This window comes from Aquipseudomonas ullengensis, assembly GCF_014174475.1.
Classification (GTDB): Bacteria; Pseudomonadota; Gammaproteobacteria; order Pseudomonadales; family Pseudomonadaceae; genus Aquipseudomonas; species Aquipseudomonas ullengensis.
In genome coordinates, this window is the sequence record NZ_JACJUD010000002.1 from 769,792 (window position 1) to 784,676 (window position 14,885).

Sequence of the window (14,885 nt, forward strand, 5' to 3'; positions counted from 1 at the left end):
CACACGATGCTTGAACTGATCCTCGGCGGCGCCCGTTCCGGCAAGAGTCGCCTGGCCGAGAAACTGGCCAGCGACAGCGGCCTGGCGGTTACCTATATCGCCACCAGCCAGGCGCTGGATGGCGAAATGAACCAGCGCATCGTCCATCACCGTGCGCGGCGTCCGGCCGATTGGGGCTTGGTGGAAGAACCGCTGGCGCTGCTGCGCGTGCTGCACGAACAGGCCGCCGCCGAGCGTTGCCTGCTGGTGGATTGCCTGACCCTGTGGCTGACCAACCTGCTGATGCTGGAGGATGAAGCGCGCCTGGCGGCAGAGCGCGACGCCTTGCTGGCCGGCGTGGCCGAGCTGCCGGGGCGGATCATCCTGGTCAGCAACGAAACCGGACTGGGCGTGGTGCCGCTGGGCGAACTGACCCGCCGTTATGTCGACGAGGCCGGCTGGCTGCACCAGGCCCTGGCCGAGCGCAGCCAGCGCGTGCTGTTCTGCGTCGCCGGTCTGCCCATGTTGCTCAAAGGAGCGCCGCTATGAGTACCGCCTTCTGGTGGCAGCAGGCTTTTCGGCAAGCGGATGAACAGGCTGCTGCGGCTGCCCGCCAGCGACAAACGCAACTGACCAAACCGGCTGGCTCGCTGGGCCAGTTGGAGCAGTTGGCGATCACCCTGGCGGGTTTGCAGGGCCGCGAGCGGCCGAGCATCGGGCAACCGTGGATCGCCATCTTTGCCGGCGACCATGGCGTGGTCGAGGAGGGTGTATCGGCCTTTCCCCAAGCCGTCACCGGGCAGATGCTGCACAACTTCGTCAACGGCGGCGCGGCGATCAGCGTGCTGGCCCGCCAGCTCGACGCGCTGCTGGATGTGGTCGACCTGGGCACGGCCGTGCCGCTGCCGCCCTTGCCGGGCGTGCGCCATCTGCAGGTGGGCGCCGGCACCCGCAACTTCGCCCGCGAACCGGCGATGAGCCAGGCGCAGTGCCTGCAGGCCCTCGAAGCCGGGCGTGACAGCGTGCGCCGGGCCCGGGCGGCCGGCGCCGAGTTGTTCATTGGCGGGGAGATGGGCATTGGCAATACCACGGCTGCTGCAGCGCTGGCCTGTGCCTTGCTGGGGCAGCCAGCCGATGCACTGGTAGGCCCCGGTACCGGACTGGATAGTGCTGGCGTGGCGCACAAGGCGCAGGTGATCGAGCGTGCTTTGGTGCTGCACGCAGCGCAGTTGAACGACCCGTTGCAGGTGCTGCGCCACCTCGGCGGTTTCGAGATCGCCGCGCTCGCCGGCGCTTACCTGGCCTGTGCGGAGCAGGGCCTGCCGGCGCTGGTCGACGGCTTCATCTGCACGGTGGCGGCGCTCTGTACGGTGCGCTTGAATCCCGCCTGCCGTGACTGGCTGCTGTTTGCCCACTGCGGCGCCGAGCCGGGGCATCGCCTGGTACTCGATGCACTGCAGGCCGAGCCGCTGCTGCAACTCGGCCTGCGCCTGGGTGAGGGCAGCGGCGCCGCACTGGCGGTGCCGCTGCTGCGCCTAGCCTGTGCGCTGCACAACGAGATGGCCACGTTCGCCGAGGCGGCGGTATCGGATCGTCCGGTATGAGCCTGCGTCTCGACCTGTTGCGCCATGGCGAGACCGAGCGTGGCGGCGGCTTTCGCGGCAGCATCGACGATGCGCTGACCGCTGCGGGCTGGGCGCAATTGCGCCAGGCAGTTGCCGGGCAACCGCGCTGGGATGCGCTGGTCAGCTCGCCGCTGCAGCGCTGCGCCGCGTTCGCCACGGAGCTGGCGACGCAGCTCGACCTGCCGTTGCAGTTGGAGCCTGATCTGCAGGAACTGCATTTCGGCGAGTGGGAAGGCCGCACCGCCCTGGAGCTGATGCAGGACGCTGAGCGCGAACTGGGTCTGTTCTGGCAGGACCCTTACAGCTTCACGCCGCCAGGAGGCGAGACGCTGCTGCGCTTCGAGGCGCGGGTATTGGCCGCCCTGGCCCGATTGCAGGCGCGCTATGCCGGGCGCCATGTGCTGCTGGTGACCCATGGCGGGGTGATCAACCTGCTGCTGGCGCGGGCCCGCCAGTTGCCGCCTGAGCAACTGATGCAGGTGGCCGCGCCCCATGGTGGATTGTTCAGCCTGCAGGTCGATGTCGACCTGCAGTTGCGGGAGTGTTGAGATGCGCTTACCGCTGGCCCTGCTGATCGCCTTGCAGTTCCTCACCCGTTTGCCGGTGCGCCTGCCGGGTATGCCGCAGGCGGCGGATATCGGCCGCTCGCTGCTCTGGTATCCGCTGGTGGGCCTGCTGATTGGCGGTCTGTTGCTGGCTCTGCATCTGCTGCTGGGCAGCGCGCCGCTGTTGTTACACGCGGCATTGCTACTGGCGGCCTGGGTGGCGCTGTCTGGCGGCCTGCACCTGGACGGCCTGGCCGATACGGCGGATGCCTGGGTCGGCGGCTACGGTGATCGCGAGCGCACCCTGACGATCATGAAGGACCCGCGCAGCGGGCCGATCGCCGTGGTGGTGCTGGTGCTCCTGCTGCTGCTCAAGTTCGCCGCGCTGGTCGCGCTGCTGCAGGCCGGGCAGTGGGCGGCTCTACTGCTGGCGCCTTGGCTGGGGCGCAGCTTGTTGCCGCTGCTGTTTCTCACTACGCCCTACGTGCGCGCCGGTGGCCTGGGTGAGGCGCTTAGCCAGCACCTGCCACGCCAGCAGTTGCCACTGCTTCTGGCGGTCAATGGCCTGGCCATGCTGGCGTTCGGCTGGAGCGTGCTGGCGGCCATCCTCGCCGCGCTGCTGGCCTTCTACCTGCTGCGCCGCGCCTTCGTCGCCCGCCTGGGCGGCACCACCGGCGATACCGCCGGAGCGCTGCTGGAACTGGCCGAATGTGCGGTGCTGGTGGCCCTGGCGCTGCTCTGAAAGCCTATTTGGCAGCGCGGTAGCCCGGACTTCAATCCGGGAGCTGACCTGCCCCGGACTGAAGTCCGGGCTACTGCTGTTCTAGCCGGGTAGGGCGGGTGAAACCCGCGCATTGGTTACGCGGGTTTCACCCGCCCTACGGTTGACTCAATCAACTGTACCGCGCAGTTGCTCGTCAACTGTAGCGGGCGTTTTGCCTGATGCGGGTATATACATCTATTCATGTTGCCGACCCACTGCCTGTGTACCAAGTTGCGCCGCGCCAGCCGCAGCGTGACCAAGCTCTACGACGATGCCCTCGACGCGGTCGGGATCAACGTCGCCCAGTATTCGCTGCTGAAACACCTGCAGCGCCTCGGCCAGCCGAGCATCACCACGCTGGCCGAGTCGCTGGGCCTGGACCGCAGCACCCTGGGGCGCAACCTCAAGGTGCTGCAAGGCAAGGGGTTAGTGTTGTTGTCTGGTGGCGAGGACCAGCGCAATCGCCTGGTGTCGCTGAGCGAAGCGGGTAAGGCCTGCCTGGCGCAGGCGCTGCAGGCCTGGGAGCAGGCGCAGGTGCAGCTGGCCGAGCGCATGGGCGGTGAGCGCCGTGCGCTGCTGTTGGAACTGCTGGGCGAGTTGGAACGGCTCGACTGAGTGTTGGTGAATGAGCGGGCGCTGCCCGTGGAGGATGAATCATGACTTCTGTATGGCGTACCAGCGGCTGGGTGTTGCTCGGGGCTTCGCTGATCCTGGCGCTGTCGCTGGGTATTCGCCACGGCTTCGGCCTGTTCCTCACGCCGATGAGCGCGGAATTCGGCTGGGGGCGGGAAGTGTTCGCCTTCGCCATTGCCCTGCAGAACCTGATCTGGGGCCTGGCGCAGCCGGTGACCGGGGCGATTGCCGATCGTTATGGTGCGCGCCGGGTCATCGCCGTTGGCGGGGTGCTGTATGCCGCCGGCCTGTTGCTGATGGCCTTCGCCGATTCGGCGGCGTCGCTGTCGCTGAGCGCCGGCCTGTTGATCGGCATTGGCCTGTCCGGTACCTCGTTCTCGGTGTTGCTGGGTGTGGTAGGTCGTGCGGTGCCGATGGAGAAACGCAGCATGGCCATGGGCATGGCGGCTGCCGCGGGCTCCTTCGGCCAGTTCGCCATGCTGCCGGGCTCGCTCGGCCTGATCGGCTGGCTGGGCTGGTCGGCGGCCTTGCTGGCGCTGGGCCTGCTGGTGGCGCTGATCGTGCCGTTGGCGCTGCTGGTGCGTGATCAGCCGCTGCCTTCGCTGGGTGTTGAGCAGAGCCTGGGCCAGGCGCTGCGCGAGGCCTGCACGCATTCCGGTTTCTGGCTGCTGGCGCTGGGCTTCTTCGTCTGCGGCTTCCAGGTGGTGTTCATCGGCGTGCACCTGCCGGCTTATCTGGTGGATCAGCACCTGGCGGCCAAGGTCGGTACCACGGTGCTGGCGCTGGTGGGGCTGTTCAATGTGTTCGGCACCTATATTGCCGGCTGGCTCGGCGGGCGGATGTCCAAACCGCGCCTGCTCACTGCTCTGTACCTGTTGCGTACGCTGGTGATCGTGGCGTTCGTCTATTCGCCGTTGAGCGAGTGGAGCGCCTATGCCTTTGGCGTGGCGATGGGCCTGTTGTGGCTGTCCACGGTACCGTTGACCAATGGCACCGTGGCCACCCTGTTCGGCGTGCGCAACCTGTCGATGCTCGGCGGCATCGTGTTCCTCTTCCACCAGTTGGGCGCCTTTCTCGGTGGCTGGTTGGGCGGCTACCTGTACGACCATACGGGCAGCTATGAGATGGTCTGGCAGCTGTCGATCCTCCTCGGCCTGCTGGCGGCGGCGCTCAACTGGCCGGTGCGCGAGCAGCCGGTGGAGCGTTTGCGCGTGGTGCCGGCAGCGTGAACAAGACGCTGCTGCGTGGGCTGCTCGGGTTGGCCCTGGCTGCGCTGCTGGCGCTGGCCTGGTGGGGCTGGCAATCCGCTGGGCTGGCGTTGCTGCAACTGGATATGCCGATGTGTTGACGATTGCCGCACCGGCCATTGGCGCGTAGCGTGGTGGCATCAGTGAATCAGGAGTAGTGCGATGAACCTGCGTTTTTCTACCGGCCTGCTGCTTGCGCTGTTTGCCGGCGCCTTGCAGGCGGCCGAGTGCCCGCCCTTGCTGCAGGGGCAGTTGCAGCAGTTGCGCTCGAAGGAACAGATCGACCTGTGCCAGCGCTTTGCCGGCAAGCCGCTGCTGGTGGTCAATACCGCCAGCTACTGTGGCTTCGCTCCTCAGTTCAAGGGTTTGGAAACCCTGTACCAGGGCTACAAGGACCAGGGCCTGGAGGTGCTGGGCGTGCCTTCCAATGACTTCAAGCAGGAAGACGCCGATACCAGCGAAACGGCCAAGGTGTGCTTCGTCAACTACGGCGTGACCTTCGCCATGAGCGAGCCGCAGCATGTGCGCGGTGATGACGCTGTGCCGCTGTTCCGTCAGCTCGCCGAGCAGAGCAGTGCGCCGCGCTGGAACTTCTACAAGTATGTAGTGGGGCGCGACGGCAAGGTCATCGCCAGCTTTTCCAGCCTGACCACGCCGGACGACGAGGACTTGCGCAAGGCCATCGAACAGGCGATTGCCCAGCAACCCTGAGGCGGGGCGCAGGGCACAACAGACAGGCAGAAAAAAGCCGGGCAATGCCCGGCTTTTTCATGTGCAGGCCGACCGTCAGAAACGGTAGGTGACCTGCGCGCCCAGGCCGTGGGCGCTGTTGTTGTAGGTCGCGCTGTAGCCCGGGGCGATTTCGACGCCGGCCAGCTCGGTGGCTTCCTGGTTGACCTTGGCTTCGTTCTCGCGCAGGTAGGAGTAGGCCACGTCGATGGTCATGTCCGCAGTCGGCGACCAGCCGGCGCCCAGGGAGAACACCTTGCGGTTGCCCACTGGGATGCGCACGGTGCGGTTGTCGTTGGCAGTCGGTGCGGCGTCGATGGCGAAGCCGGTACGCAGCACCCATTGCGGGTTGAGCTGGTAGGAGGTGCCGACAGCGAAGCCCCAGGTGTCCTTCCACTTCAGCTCTTCGCTGACTTCATCCAGCAGGCCGGCAGGGGTGCCCTGGTTTTCCACGATGATCGCCTGCAGACGGCTCCAGCGGGTCCAGGTGGCGCCGCCGTAGAGGGTCCACTTGTCGTCCAGCTTGTAGGTCACCGAGGTGTCGACCGATTCCGGGGTGGTGAAGTCCAGCTGGGCGTCGTACTGACCGTTGAACAGCGCAGTCAGGCCGTCGCCGCCGCTGACTTTGGTGCGGCCTTCCAGGGTGTAGTCGACCTTGGAGTGGTAGGTCAGGCCCCAGGCCAGTTTGTCGGTGACGTCGACCAGCACGCCGACGTTGTAGCCGACGGCGGTGTCGTCACCCTTGATGTTGATATCGGTATCGCCAGTGCCGCCGACGGCGCTGTTGTCCAGCTTGCTGGTCAGCTTGCCATCGATTTTGTTGAAGGTCGGGCCGAAGCCGACGGAGACGCGATCGTTGATCTGGTAGCTGAGGGTCGGCTGCAGGGTGATGACTTGCACCTTGCTGTACTGGCCCTTGTAGCGGCCGCCGAAGCCTTTTTCGTAGTCGCTGATCAGGGCGTAGGGCACGTAGAGGCCCAGGCCGAAGTGCCAGTCTTCATTCAGCGGGGTGGCGATGTAGCCGAACGGTACGGAAGCCAGCGGCACCATGTCGCCTTCGCTGGTTGCGGCGCTGGAGTGGTCGATGTCGACCTTGGCGTCGATCATCGCCATACCGGCGATGACTTCGGTGCGCTTGAGTTTGGCCAGGCCGGCAGGGTTGCCGTACAGGGTGGAAGCATCCTGGGCGGCCGAGGCGCGGCCGGCGAAAGCGGTACCCATGCCGCTGACACTTTGTTCGTTGATGGCAATTCCGTTGCCCAAGCTGTGGGTGGAAATGGCGCTGACGGCCAGGGCGAGGGTGGTTTTAAACCATACGTTTTTCATTAGGAAGCTCACGTTCAGTAAAGCGGGGGCGGCAAACTACCCCTTTTGCCGGGGCTTGCCAACCGCTCTAGCCTGCATTTTTAGTGAAGATTCGTTAAAGAAATCGAGCCGATAAGACTGTCTTATCGGTCAGCTAATGAATGCGAATGAATGCTTTCTACCGTCCGTCAGCTAGGACGACGTTTGTTGGCGGATGTTCCCTCTATTTACGCGACGCGGGGCTGCTCCGGTACGCAGTGCTGCCAGGCGCTGAGGAAGTCGCGCAGGTGGCCGTGGGGCTGGAACACTCGGCGCCAGATACGCGCCAGGCCATGTAAATCATCGGCGGCTGGCAGTTCGGCGGCATCGGCTTCGATCATCAACCAGGCGATGGCCGTGGCATAGCGCAGGTTGACGGTCAGCTCCAGGTGTGGCGCGGCAAGAAACGCGTGCTGGCTGGCCAGGCCGCGAACCAGGCTGGCGAGATCAGGGTCGCGGGCCAGGTGCAGATCCCACAACTGTTGATGGCGCAGTTCGCTGATGCGGTAGAGGCCGTGGCCGTGGCGGTCGTCGAGGGCCGAGCCGAGGTCGGACTGGCTGGCGGCGGTGCCGAGCAACAGGGCTTCGGCGGTAGCGGAGTGACGCCCCAGATAGAGGAGGGTAGGGCGGATGACGTACTGGCATAGCTCGTTGGCAGCAATTCCCATGGAACCCTCGCAAAGGGTGCCGGTGGGGTCAGGTGCTTGGCAGCTGTACTTGATTTTAATAAAGACCCCACCGGGAGCGGGGTTAGCCGCTCAATGTGAAGTGTAGTGCTACAAGTCGGCTGTAAAGGGCTGTTTTTAAACTGTTTAAGGATTTTGAATAAGGCTTATATATCGACCAGTGCTTAAAAAGTGATCGATTGGAAGCCAAGGGAGCCAGGGAGGGGGGGCAGCACTCACCCCGTAGAGTGAGTGCTGAACCGGTGGTGAGGGGATTACAGGTGCTGGACAGTCAGCGAGGTGAAGGTCACCGAGCCGGCTTCGGTGTTGTCGCCGACGTTGTCCTGTACGTAGTTGCCAGCCTTGAAGTACATGGTCTGGGCGGCCCAGGCCTTGTCCAGCTTGGCGGTCCACTTGACGGTGGTGGTGCTCGGCGTCTTCACGTAGATCGCCAAGGTGCCGCTAGGCGTCAGGCGAATGGTGTAGTTGAAGCTCTGGCCCAGCGGCACGCCTTTGAGGACGGTGATGCTCTGGGTGTCGAGGCCGGGCGCCGGGCGATAGATAGCCACGATGCTGCCGGTCTTGGTGTCGCTCTTGTACTGATAGGAGAGCTTGATGGGTGGATCGTCGCCTTCGACGTTGTGGATCTGACCGATCACAACCTTGCCGGTCGAGGGGACCTGGGTGACCTTGAGGGTGGCCTTCAGGTAGTTGTCGGCGGCGGTGTACTTCCAGTTGCGCAGTTTGCCGTCGGCATAGGTTTCGCGCAGTTCGCTGCGTGGGTACTTGGCGTTCTTGGTGGTGCTGCCGTTGACCGGTGCCCAGAAGAAGAGGGTGCCGTTGATGTTCTTGAAATAGTCGTCCTGGTAACCGTTGGCGAGCAAAGGAGTGCTGATGGTGGTGGCAGGCTCGCCGACAGGAATGGTGAGGTTCCAGGTGTTGAGGTCGATCATGTGGCAGGTGACTCCGTAAAAAACGAAAGGGCATCCGGGGCGCGGATTAATCCTGAATCCGAAAACTACCTGGCTGCCCTGCCAGTCACATGCGCGCTGAATGAAGCTCAAATGGCCCGCTCAGGAAGTGCTGATGCGGCGGGTGTGGCGCTTTATACGGCCTGGCAAGGAGAAGGTTAACCACCGTTTGTCGTTATATTGGCGTCGAAAAAATGGCGATATGTGGAAATTGAATTCCGTTTTCTATGGGCGAATGCTGATGGCAAAGGATTTTTTTGCACACGTCGGGAACTTTTATCAAGTCGTCCAGAATCGCTCTGCCGACGAGTGGATTGCCCGTGCTAGAGCGGTTGTGTGCGCTGTCGCACACTTTACCCCAGCACTTTTCCAGGCAAAGAAAAGGGCGCCCGGAGGCGCCCTTGGGAAAAACACAGGTCAATGGGTGGTGCCCGACTCACCTCGGGCAGCTGAGTCGGGTCACTTGCCCGGCATCAGCAACAACCGTTTGTTGCCATAGGTCTTGTCGATGTTGCGCGACTGGAAGGGGAAGCTCATGTAGCCACCCTTGAGCCAGGCATCGATACCGTCGGCGTAATGCGCGCTGGCTGGGTTGCCCGACTGGCCGGAGCTGTTGACGCCGATCAGTGGTTCTTCGCGGCCGAAGTCGACGACGATGCGCATGGCCGGAATCAGCCAGGTGTCGAAATTCTCGCCCCAGTGATAGGCCGAGACGTTCAAGGTGCCGTGGTCGCCGCCTGCCGGGTATGGGCCGCGATCGAGGTAACCGGACAGGGCCTGGATGCTGCTGCGCTCGCCGCTGCTCAGGTGAGGTGCCATCTGCGTGGCCGTGCTGCGCCAGGTGTAGCTGTGCAACTTGCCCCACTGCCAGGCGCTGCGCGTGCTGCCCAGCTGGCTTTCCAGTTGGCTCACGGTGGCTGCCAGGCTGCGTGCGAGGATGGCGGGCTTGTCTTCTTTCTGCGGGGTCTTGATATCGTCCCAGAACGGGCTGTCGTCGCGGCCGAGCAGGTGGTCGGCCTGTGCCGAGTAGGAGTTGTCGGCGGTGTCGACCAGGGCTTGCCAGGCCGGACTGCCTTGTGGGCCGAGTTCGTCGAGGAAGGTCTGCCGGGCGCTTTCCTGGAGGAACACGCTGTACAGCGCGGCATCGGCCGAGGTGGCGCTCATCCGCCCGTCGAAGGCCATCAAACGGTCGAACGCCTCGCGGGCCTTGGCGCGGTCGGCAGCGGGTAGCGCATCGATGGCTTTTTTCAGTGGTGCGGCCATGACCGGCGCTTCGAACATCGCCTGCAGCTTGCCGGCGAAGGGCGTGGTCTGGTCGTACTGCATGGCGATCATGCTTTGCTGGTCCTGCTTGCCGCTGCCAGCCAGTTGCGCAATGCGCTCGGCGCGCTCCGGGTAGAACCAGGAGTTGGACAGTTGCATGCCATAGCCGCGCGGCACCGTGCGGTGGTTGGCGGTGCCCAGCCAGCCCTGCATCGGGTCCTGGTCGTAGGGGTGTAGCATCGGGTCGGCGTAGCCATCCCAGTCATACGCGGCGTCCCAGCCCGGCGACGGCACCAGGCCCAGGCCGGCCTTGCGGTTGGGGAAGCGCCCGGTGACCTGCCAGCCAATGTGCTGGGCATCGGCGAAGACGATGTTGAGGGCCATGGCGCGAACTTCGCGGGTGGCCTCGAAGGCTTGATCCACCGATTGCGCGCGGGACAGATCGAAGAAGGCGTCGAGCGAGTTGTCCGCTTCCAGCTGGCCGGTACGCAGTGCCAGGCCGTAACCGCTTTTGAACGCCAGCGGTTGCAGGGGTGTCTTGCGTTCGCCGAGTGCGCTGTTCAGCAGCGGGCCGTGGCGGGTTTCGAAGACACTTTCGCGGATCGGCCGCTGGCCCTTGATGAAGAAGGTTTCCTGGCGCTCGATGGCCGGCTGCCATTTGCCGTCGGCCAGGTAATAGAGGCGGCCGCCTTCACGTTTGACCTTCTCCAGGAACAGGTCCTGGTTGTCGCCCATGACCATGGTCATGCCCCAGGCCAGTTTGCCGTTGAAGCCTGCGACCACCGCCGGTACGCCGGCGATGGAGACCCCGGCGGCCTGGAATTTCGGCGAACGGATCTGCACGAAGTTCCACATCGAGGGCATCGACAGCGGCAGGTGGGTGTCGTTGGCCAGCAGGCTCTTGCCGCTGCGGCTGCGTTGCGGGGCGATGGCCCAGTTGTTCGAGGCGGCGACGCCGAGCATGTTCAGCGCGGCGACCTGGCTGGCGGCCTGGTCGACTGCGGCCAGTCCGGGGATCTGCCCGGCGAGGTTGAGGCCGCGCAGCTTCTCGGCTTCCTCGAACGGCAGGGGCTCATCCGGGTAGGTCGGCAGCAGCCAGGCCAGCTTGTCGCTGCCGACCTTGCCGGCCAGCACCAGGGAGGCGATTTCTTCCTGCAGGTTGACCGACAAACCGAAGTTGAGCAGGCAGAACACCAGTACTGAGTCTTCCGGCTTCCAGTAGGCCGGGCGGTAGCCGGACTCGGCCAGGTCCATCGGCAGTTTGTCTTTGTAGCGGAACAGGTAGGCATTGACGCCGCGGGCATAGACCTCGAAGAACTTCTTCATTCGCGGCGAGGCATTCTTGTACATCACCTCGGCGCTGCGCTTGAGGTTGACCGTGCGCATGAAACGGTCGACTTCCAGCACGCCGGGGCCGCTCATCTCAGCCAGTCGGCCCTCGGCCAGCAGGCGCATGCCAACCATCTGGCTGAGGCGGTCGCTGGCATGCACATAGCCGAGGGCAAACAGCGCGTCGTGGAAGGTGGTGGTCTCGATCAGCGGCATGCCCAGTGGGTTGCGCCGTATCACCACGCTCTGGGCCAGGCCCTGGACGCGGACGATGCCCTGGTCCGGCGGAACACTGTCGGCATAGCGGCCATTGAGGAAGGACTGGCAGCCAGTGAGCAGCAGGCTGCAACCGAGCAGCGAGGCGGCAGCGATGAATGCGGAACGAGAGAGCAGGCGCGAACCCATGAACTGGCTCCTGGCGCAGGGAGTCGGAGGATGGGCGAATTGTAGAGGGCGGGAGCGGTAACGCGGTAGGGGCGCAGCGTAGAGAGTGGCGGCAGGACTGTGCAGTCCTGCCGGTGATCGATCAGATCAGGCGCCGTGGCACTTCTTGAATTTCTTCTGGCTGCCGCACGGGCAGGGGTCGTTGCGACCGACTTCCTTCAGCGGGTTGCGCACCGGCTCCTGATGGTGACCGCAATGCGGGCCATGCACGTGGCCGTCATCGTGATGATGGTCGTGGCTGTGGTCGTCATCGTGGTTGCAGTCCGGGCCGTGGACGTGGGGTTGTTGGGTCATGGGGAATCCTCCGGTATGTAATTGCTGGGGATTATCTCGCCATTGCGCACAAGGTGCACGCTGCGACCGAACAACAGGCCGGTTTTCACTTCGCCGCTAAGGCTGTAGCGAATCGGCTGATCGGGGTCTTCCAGGGCGCGCACGATGTCTTTGAGGTGCCGCCACAGGTTGGTCCGTACCGGCACATCGAACACCTGATGACCGCGCGCCGGCACGCTGAACCACTCGCTGGACTCGCCGCTGGCCAGCGGCACGCCGTTGAGTTGCACGCTGTAGTCGAGGCCGCGCGCGGGGAAGCTGTCGTCGTTGGGGTTGTCGATGCGAAAACGCAGGACGAACTGCTGCTCCAGCAATCTGGCCTTGACCACATCAACCTTGACGAGACGGACTTCCGGGTCCTGGAAATCGCCGCTGAACCAGCTGGCGCATCCTTGCAGGCCTGCGAATAGGCCGAGAACTACTGTCAGGCTGATCAGCTTGAGTATCCGTATCTGATCGAGCATGAGTGACTCCCTTGGTCGCGCCAGTGTACCAAGCGCCTGCTTGGCCGCCATGGGCTGTTCTGAGAAAAAAACTGCGCCATACTGGAGACCGAATTGGACAGGAGTGTGACCATGAGCCTCTACGAGATCGCCTTCGCCGGGCAGTTGGTGCCAGGCGCCCAGCTGGAGCTGGTGAAGGAGAATCTGACGCGGCTGTTTCAGGCGGATGAGCAGCGCATTGCACTGTTGTTCTCCGGGCGGCGCATCGTGATCAAGAGCAACCTGGATGCCGCTGGCGCGGAGAAGTACCGTGCGACCCTGGAGCGGGCTGGCGCGGTGGCCATCGTCCAGTCGCTGGATATAGAAGAAGTGGAGCTGGCGCCGCCGCCTGTTGCACAGCCGGCTGCACCTGCGCCCGCAGCAGCTACTCCCTCGGCACCTGTTGCTGCGCCTGTGACCAGTGCGGGGCCAGGTGCGCGGGTTATCCCGCGTGATGAATACATGGCGGCGTTTGCCGATGTCGAGGCGCCGGATTTCGGCATCGCGCCGGTGGGCGTCGACCTGCAAGATGCGCGACCTGACCCGCAGGCGCCGCACGTCGATCTGAGCCAGTTCAGCCTGGCACCGACCGGCAGTGACATGGGCCAGGCCAAGGCCGAGCCGGCGGCGCCCCCGCCCGATACCTCGCACCTGAAGCTGCAATAAAGACAAGGCCCTCATTCGAGGGCCTTGTGCATTTCACAGATAGCTTGCGCAACACTTCTTGAATTTCTGTTTGCTGCCGCAGGGGCACGGGTCGTTGCGTCCGGCCTTGAGCGGCACGGTCGGGTCGATGAAGTACCAGCGCGTGCCGTGCTGGACGAAGGAGGAGCGCTCACGATGGCTGTGCTCGCCGCTGTCGTCATGCCAGCGTGCGGTGAAGGTGACGAAGGAGTGTTCGGGTTGCCCGCCGATCAGTTCGCTGCTTTCCACTTCCAAGCCGAGCCAGGTGCTGCCCAGGCTCCAGGCGCGGATGGCGGTGCTGTCCAAATCCGCTTGCTGGGCCGGCAGAGTGGTGGCGATCAGGTAATCGATCTGCCCCAGCACATAGGCGCTATAGCGCGAGCGCATCAGGGTTTCCGCGCTCGCCGCGTGGGCTTCGCCGCTATGGTAGTGGCCGCAACATTGCTCCAGCGAGCTGCCACTACCGCAGGGACAGGCCTGACTCATCGCATCACCACCAGTATTTTCCGTAGTTTTCCGGGTTGGCCCAGAACTTCGCGTTGAGCCAGTCGGGGATCTGCTTGTAGTCGTGCAGGTCGTAGCTGAACAGGTGCAGGCATTGTTCATCACGGCTAAAACGGGCATCCACGCGCAGACCGAGGGAGAAGAAGTCGGCCTCCTGCCAATCGCAGGCGCTGAGATCGGCCAGCACGGCCAGGCGGCTAGCGTTCAGGTTGCGGATGCCGCCCAGCAGCTCCAGGCCAGTGCGCTTGGGCAGGTGTTCCAGGCAGTCGACCAGCAGTGCCAATTCGAAGCGCTGGGCCGCCGCCTCGGGCGGCAAAGGGCCTGCGGGCACTTGCAGGACGTGACTTTCAGGGTGCGCGGCGGCGAACGCGGCCACGGCCGGGATTTCCCCGCTGCCGACCACCAATAGGTTGCCGGGACGATAGCGGTCGAGAAGGGCGGCGATCGCCTGTTGCGGCGTTTGCGGTGTGCTCATGCGTTTCTCTTCGCAGATGATTCAATCAGATTGGCTCTAGATTGGCGGATTTTAATAGCTGCGTCTTTAATTCCTAGCATCGGGATAAACCGATCTATCGAGGAGAGATGCAGATGAACATGGTAAGGACAGCGGTACCTTTGCTTCTGTGTGGCAGTCTGTTGACAGGCTGCTCGAGCCTTCCCGAAACCGATTGGCCGCCTTGCGCGCTGATCGGTGGTGTGGGTGGCGCAGGTCTGGGCGCCATCGAGAGTTCCTCTTGGGCTGCTGCTGGCTTGGGTCTTGGTGCTCTTACCGGCGCGGCCTATTGCTGGGTACATGGCGATCAGGATGGTGACGGCGTAGTCAACAAGCTCGACGACTGCCGTGATACGCCGAAAGGCACCAAGGTCGACGAGAAAGGCTGCCCATTGCCGGAGCCGGTTGCCGTGGTTGAAGAAGTTGTAGTTGCCGAGCCGGTTCGCGTCGAACTGGACGTCAAGTTCGACTTCGACAAGGCCAAGGTCAAGGAAGAGAGCTATGGCGATATCAAAGCCCTGGCCGACTTCATGTCGCAATACCCGCAAACCACGACTGACGTAGAAGGCCACACCGACTCGGTGGGCACCGATGCTTACAACCAGGGCCTGTCCGAACGCCGCGCCAATGCCGTGCGTGATGTGCTGGTCAACCAGTACGGTCTGTCGCCTGATCGCGTGAACTCTGCCGGTTATGGCGAAAGCCGCCCGGTTGCTGACAACGCGACTGAAGAAGGCCGTGCCATCAACCGTCGCGTTGAGGCTGAGGTGGAAACCCGTCCGTAACCCCCGAGCCCCCGATATGCCTGCCCTAGCGGGCTTGTAGACTTCGGGGGACGGGTCTTTACTCCTG

Annotated in this window: 18 protein-coding genes; 10 read left to right on the forward strand and 8 right to left on the reverse strand. The window is 64.1% G+C overall.

Features of this window, described 5'->3' with window-relative positions; translation table 11 throughout:
* The first annotated feature begins 6 nt into the window (after positions 1–6).
* The 8 genes from cobU to H3H51_RS08980 all read left to right on the forward strand — a co-directional run bounded on the left by cobU (position 7) and on the right by H3H51_RS08980 (position 5,503).
* On the forward strand, positions 7–528 hold the full coding sequence (cobU, locus tag H3H51_RS08950) for a bifunctional adenosylcobinamide kinase/adenosylcobinamide-phosphate guanylyltransferase (protein ID WP_183088691.1): 522 nt from the start codon (positions 7–9) through the stop codon (positions 526–528).
* Positions 525–1,583, forward strand: coding sequence for a nicotinate-nucleotide--dimethylbenzimidazole phosphoribosyltransferase (gene cobT, locus H3H51_RS08955; protein WP_183088692.1), 1,059 nt, complete (start codon positions 525–527; stop codon positions 1,581–1,583). Before cobU ends, cobT begins: the two co-directional genes overlap by 4 nt.
* Complete coding sequence (gene cobC / locus H3H51_RS08960; RefSeq protein WP_183088693.1) at positions 1,580–2,152, forward strand: alpha-ribazole phosphatase family protein; 573 nt, start codon at positions 1,580–1,582, stop codon at positions 2,150–2,152. The genes cobT and cobC overlap by 4 nt, the downstream gene beginning before the upstream one ends.
* Position 2,153: 1 nt before the next feature.
* Positions 2,154–2,891, forward strand: a complete 738-nt coding sequence (locus H3H51_RS08965; protein WP_183088694.1) for an adenosylcobinamide-GDP ribazoletransferase — start codon at positions 2,154–2,156, stop codon at positions 2,889–2,891.
* Positions 2,892–3,113: 222 nt separating this feature from the next.
* Positions 3,114–3,527, forward strand: a complete 414-nt coding sequence (locus H3H51_RS08970; protein WP_183088695.1) for a MarR family winged helix-turn-helix transcriptional regulator — start codon at positions 3,114–3,116, stop codon at positions 3,525–3,527.
* A 41-nt stretch (positions 3,528–3,568) separates the two neighbouring features.
* Positions 3,569–4,774, forward strand: coding sequence for an MFS transporter (locus H3H51_RS08975; protein WP_183088696.1), 1,206 nt, complete (start codon positions 3,569–3,571; stop codon positions 4,772–4,774).
* Positions 4,771–4,893, forward strand: coding sequence for a hypothetical protein (locus H3H51_RS21275; protein WP_268945820.1), 123 nt, complete (start codon positions 4,771–4,773; stop codon positions 4,891–4,893). Before H3H51_RS08975 ends, H3H51_RS21275 begins: the two co-directional genes overlap by 4 nt.
* Before the next feature lie 61 nt (positions 4,894–4,954).
* Positions 4,955–5,503: a glutathione peroxidase gene (locus H3H51_RS08980; RefSeq protein ID WP_183088697.1), complete on the forward strand. Its 549-nt coding sequence runs from the start codon at positions 4,955–4,957 to the stop codon at positions 5,501–5,503.
* A gap of 75 nt (positions 5,504–5,578) precedes the next feature.
* Here the strand turns inward: H3H51_RS08980 and H3H51_RS08985 are convergent, their stop codons facing one another.
* The 6 genes from H3H51_RS08985 to H3H51_RS09010 all read right to left on the reverse strand — a co-directional run bounded on the left by H3H51_RS08985 (position 5,579) and on the right by H3H51_RS09010 (position 12,334).
* Positions 5,579–6,847, reverse strand: coding sequence for an outer membrane protein transport protein (locus H3H51_RS08985; protein ID WP_183088698.1), 1,269 nt, complete (start codon positions 6,845–6,847; stop codon positions 5,579–5,581).
* A gap of 206 nt (positions 6,848–7,053) precedes the next feature.
* A complete protein-coding gene (locus H3H51_RS08990) occupies positions 7,054–7,533 on the reverse strand; it encodes a hypothetical protein (protein ID WP_183088699.1) in 480 nt (159 codons plus the stop codon).
* Between the two features lie 272 nt (positions 7,534–7,805).
* Positions 7,806–8,483, reverse strand: a complete 678-nt coding sequence (locus H3H51_RS08995) for a polysaccharide lyase family 7 protein (protein ID WP_183088700.1) — start codon at positions 8,481–8,483, stop codon at positions 7,806–7,808.
* Positions 8,484–8,960: 477 nt separating this feature from the next.
* The gene (locus H3H51_RS09000) at positions 8,961–11,498 is read right to left on the reverse strand and encodes a penicillin acylase family protein (protein WP_183088701.1); all 2,538 of its coding nucleotides are present in this window, start codon (positions 11,496–11,498) and stop codon (positions 8,961–8,963) included.
* A gap of 126 nt (positions 11,499–11,624) precedes the next feature.
* Positions 11,625–11,831, reverse strand: coding sequence for an SEC-C metal-binding domain-containing protein (locus tag H3H51_RS09005; protein ID WP_183088702.1), 207 nt, complete (start codon positions 11,829–11,831; stop codon positions 11,625–11,627).
* Positions 11,828–12,334 (reverse strand): LEA type 2 family protein, encoded by a 507-nt coding sequence (locus H3H51_RS09010; RefSeq protein ID WP_183088703.1) that lies wholly within the window; start codon positions 12,332–12,334, stop codon positions 11,828–11,830. The genes H3H51_RS09005 and H3H51_RS09010 overlap by 4 nt, the downstream gene beginning before the upstream one ends.
* Positions 12,335–12,445: 111 nt before the next feature.
* On the opposite strand from H3H51_RS09010, the gene H3H51_RS09015 reads away from it, so the two are divergent.
* The gene (locus H3H51_RS09015; RefSeq protein ID WP_183088704.1) at positions 12,446–13,018 is read left to right on the forward strand and encodes a hypothetical protein; all 573 of its coding nucleotides are present in this window, start codon (positions 12,446–12,448) and stop codon (positions 13,016–13,018) included.
* Positions 13,019–13,051: 33 nt separating this feature from the next.
* Here H3H51_RS09015 and H3H51_RS09020 read toward each other — a convergent pair whose 3' ends face one another.
* Both H3H51_RS09020 and H3H51_RS09025 read right to left on the reverse strand, forming a co-directional pair.
* Positions 13,052–13,522: a YchJ family protein gene (locus tag H3H51_RS09020; protein WP_183088705.1), complete on the reverse strand. Its 471-nt coding sequence runs from the start codon at positions 13,520–13,522 to the stop codon at positions 13,052–13,054.
* A 4-nt stretch (positions 13,523–13,526) separates the two neighbouring features.
* On the reverse strand, positions 13,527–14,015 hold the full coding sequence (locus H3H51_RS09025; RefSeq protein ID WP_183088706.1) for a DUF6231 family protein: 489 nt from the start codon (positions 14,013–14,015) through the stop codon (positions 13,527–13,529).
* Positions 14,016–14,128: 113 nt separating this feature from the next.
* On the opposite strand from H3H51_RS09025, the gene H3H51_RS09030 reads away from it, so the two are divergent.
* Positions 14,129–14,818: an OmpA family protein gene (locus H3H51_RS09030; RefSeq protein ID WP_183088707.1), complete on the forward strand. Its 690-nt coding sequence runs from the start codon at positions 14,129–14,131 to the stop codon at positions 14,816–14,818.
* Positions 14,819–14,885 lie beyond the last annotated feature (67 nt).

Coding starts and splice junctions, on each gene's coding strand:
- H3H51_RS09000 (WP_183088701.1), bottom strand. CDS start 11,498: ATGGGTTCGCGCCTGCTCTCTCGTTCCGCATTCATCGCTGCCGCCTCG.
- H3H51_RS08985 (WP_183088698.1), bottom strand. CDS start 6,847: ATGAAAAACGTATGGTTTAAAACCACCCTCGCCCTGGCCGTCAGCGCC.
- H3H51_RS08970 (WP_183088695.1), top strand. CDS start 3,114: ATGTTGCCGACCCACTGCCTGTGTACCAAGTTGCGCCGCGCCAGCCGC.
- H3H51_RS08975 (WP_183088696.1), top strand. CDS start 3,569: ATGACTTCTGTATGGCGTACCAGCGGCTGGGTGTTGCTCGGGGCTTCG.
- cobT (WP_183088692.1), top strand. CDS start 525: ATGAGTACCGCCTTCTGGTGGCAGCAGGCTTTTCGGCAAGCGGATGAA.
- H3H51_RS08990 (WP_183088699.1), bottom strand. CDS start 7,533: ATGGGAATTGCTGCCAACGAGCTATGCCAGTACGTCATCCGCCCTACC.
- H3H51_RS09025 (WP_183088706.1), bottom strand. CDS start 14,015: ATGAGCACACCGCAAACGCCGCAACAGGCGATCGCCGCCCTTCTCGAC.
- H3H51_RS09010 (WP_183088703.1), bottom strand. CDS start 12,334: ATGCTCGATCAGATACGGATACTCAAGCTGATCAGCCTGACAGTAGTT.
- H3H51_RS09030 (WP_183088707.1), top strand. CDS start 14,129: ATGAACATGGTAAGGACAGCGGTACCTTTGCTTCTGTGTGGCAGTCTG.
- H3H51_RS08980 (WP_183088697.1), top strand. CDS start 4,955: ATGAACCTGCGTTTTTCTACCGGCCTGCTGCTTGCGCTGTTTGCCGGC.
- H3H51_RS09020 (WP_183088705.1), bottom strand. CDS start 13,522: ATGAGTCAGGCCTGTCCCTGCGGTAGTGGCAGCTCGCTGGAGCAATGT.
- H3H51_RS09015 (WP_183088704.1), top strand. CDS start 12,446: ATGAGCCTCTACGAGATCGCCTTCGCCGGGCAGTTGGTGCCAGGCGCC.
- cobC (WP_183088693.1), top strand. CDS start 1,580: ATGAGCCTGCGTCTCGACCTGTTGCGCCATGGCGAGACCGAGCGTGGC.
- H3H51_RS08965 (WP_183088694.1), top strand. CDS start 2,154: ATGCGCTTACCGCTGGCCCTGCTGATCGCCTTGCAGTTCCTCACCCGT.
- cobU (WP_183088691.1), top strand. CDS start 7: ATGCTTGAACTGATCCTCGGCGGCGCCCGTTCCGGCAAGAGTCGCCTG.
- H3H51_RS08995 (WP_183088700.1), bottom strand. CDS start 8,483: ATGATCGACCTCAACACCTGGAACCTCACCATTCCTGTCGGCGAGCCT.
- H3H51_RS09005 (WP_183088702.1), bottom strand. CDS start 11,831: ATGACCCAACAACCCCACGTCCACGGCCCGGACTGCAACCACGATGAC.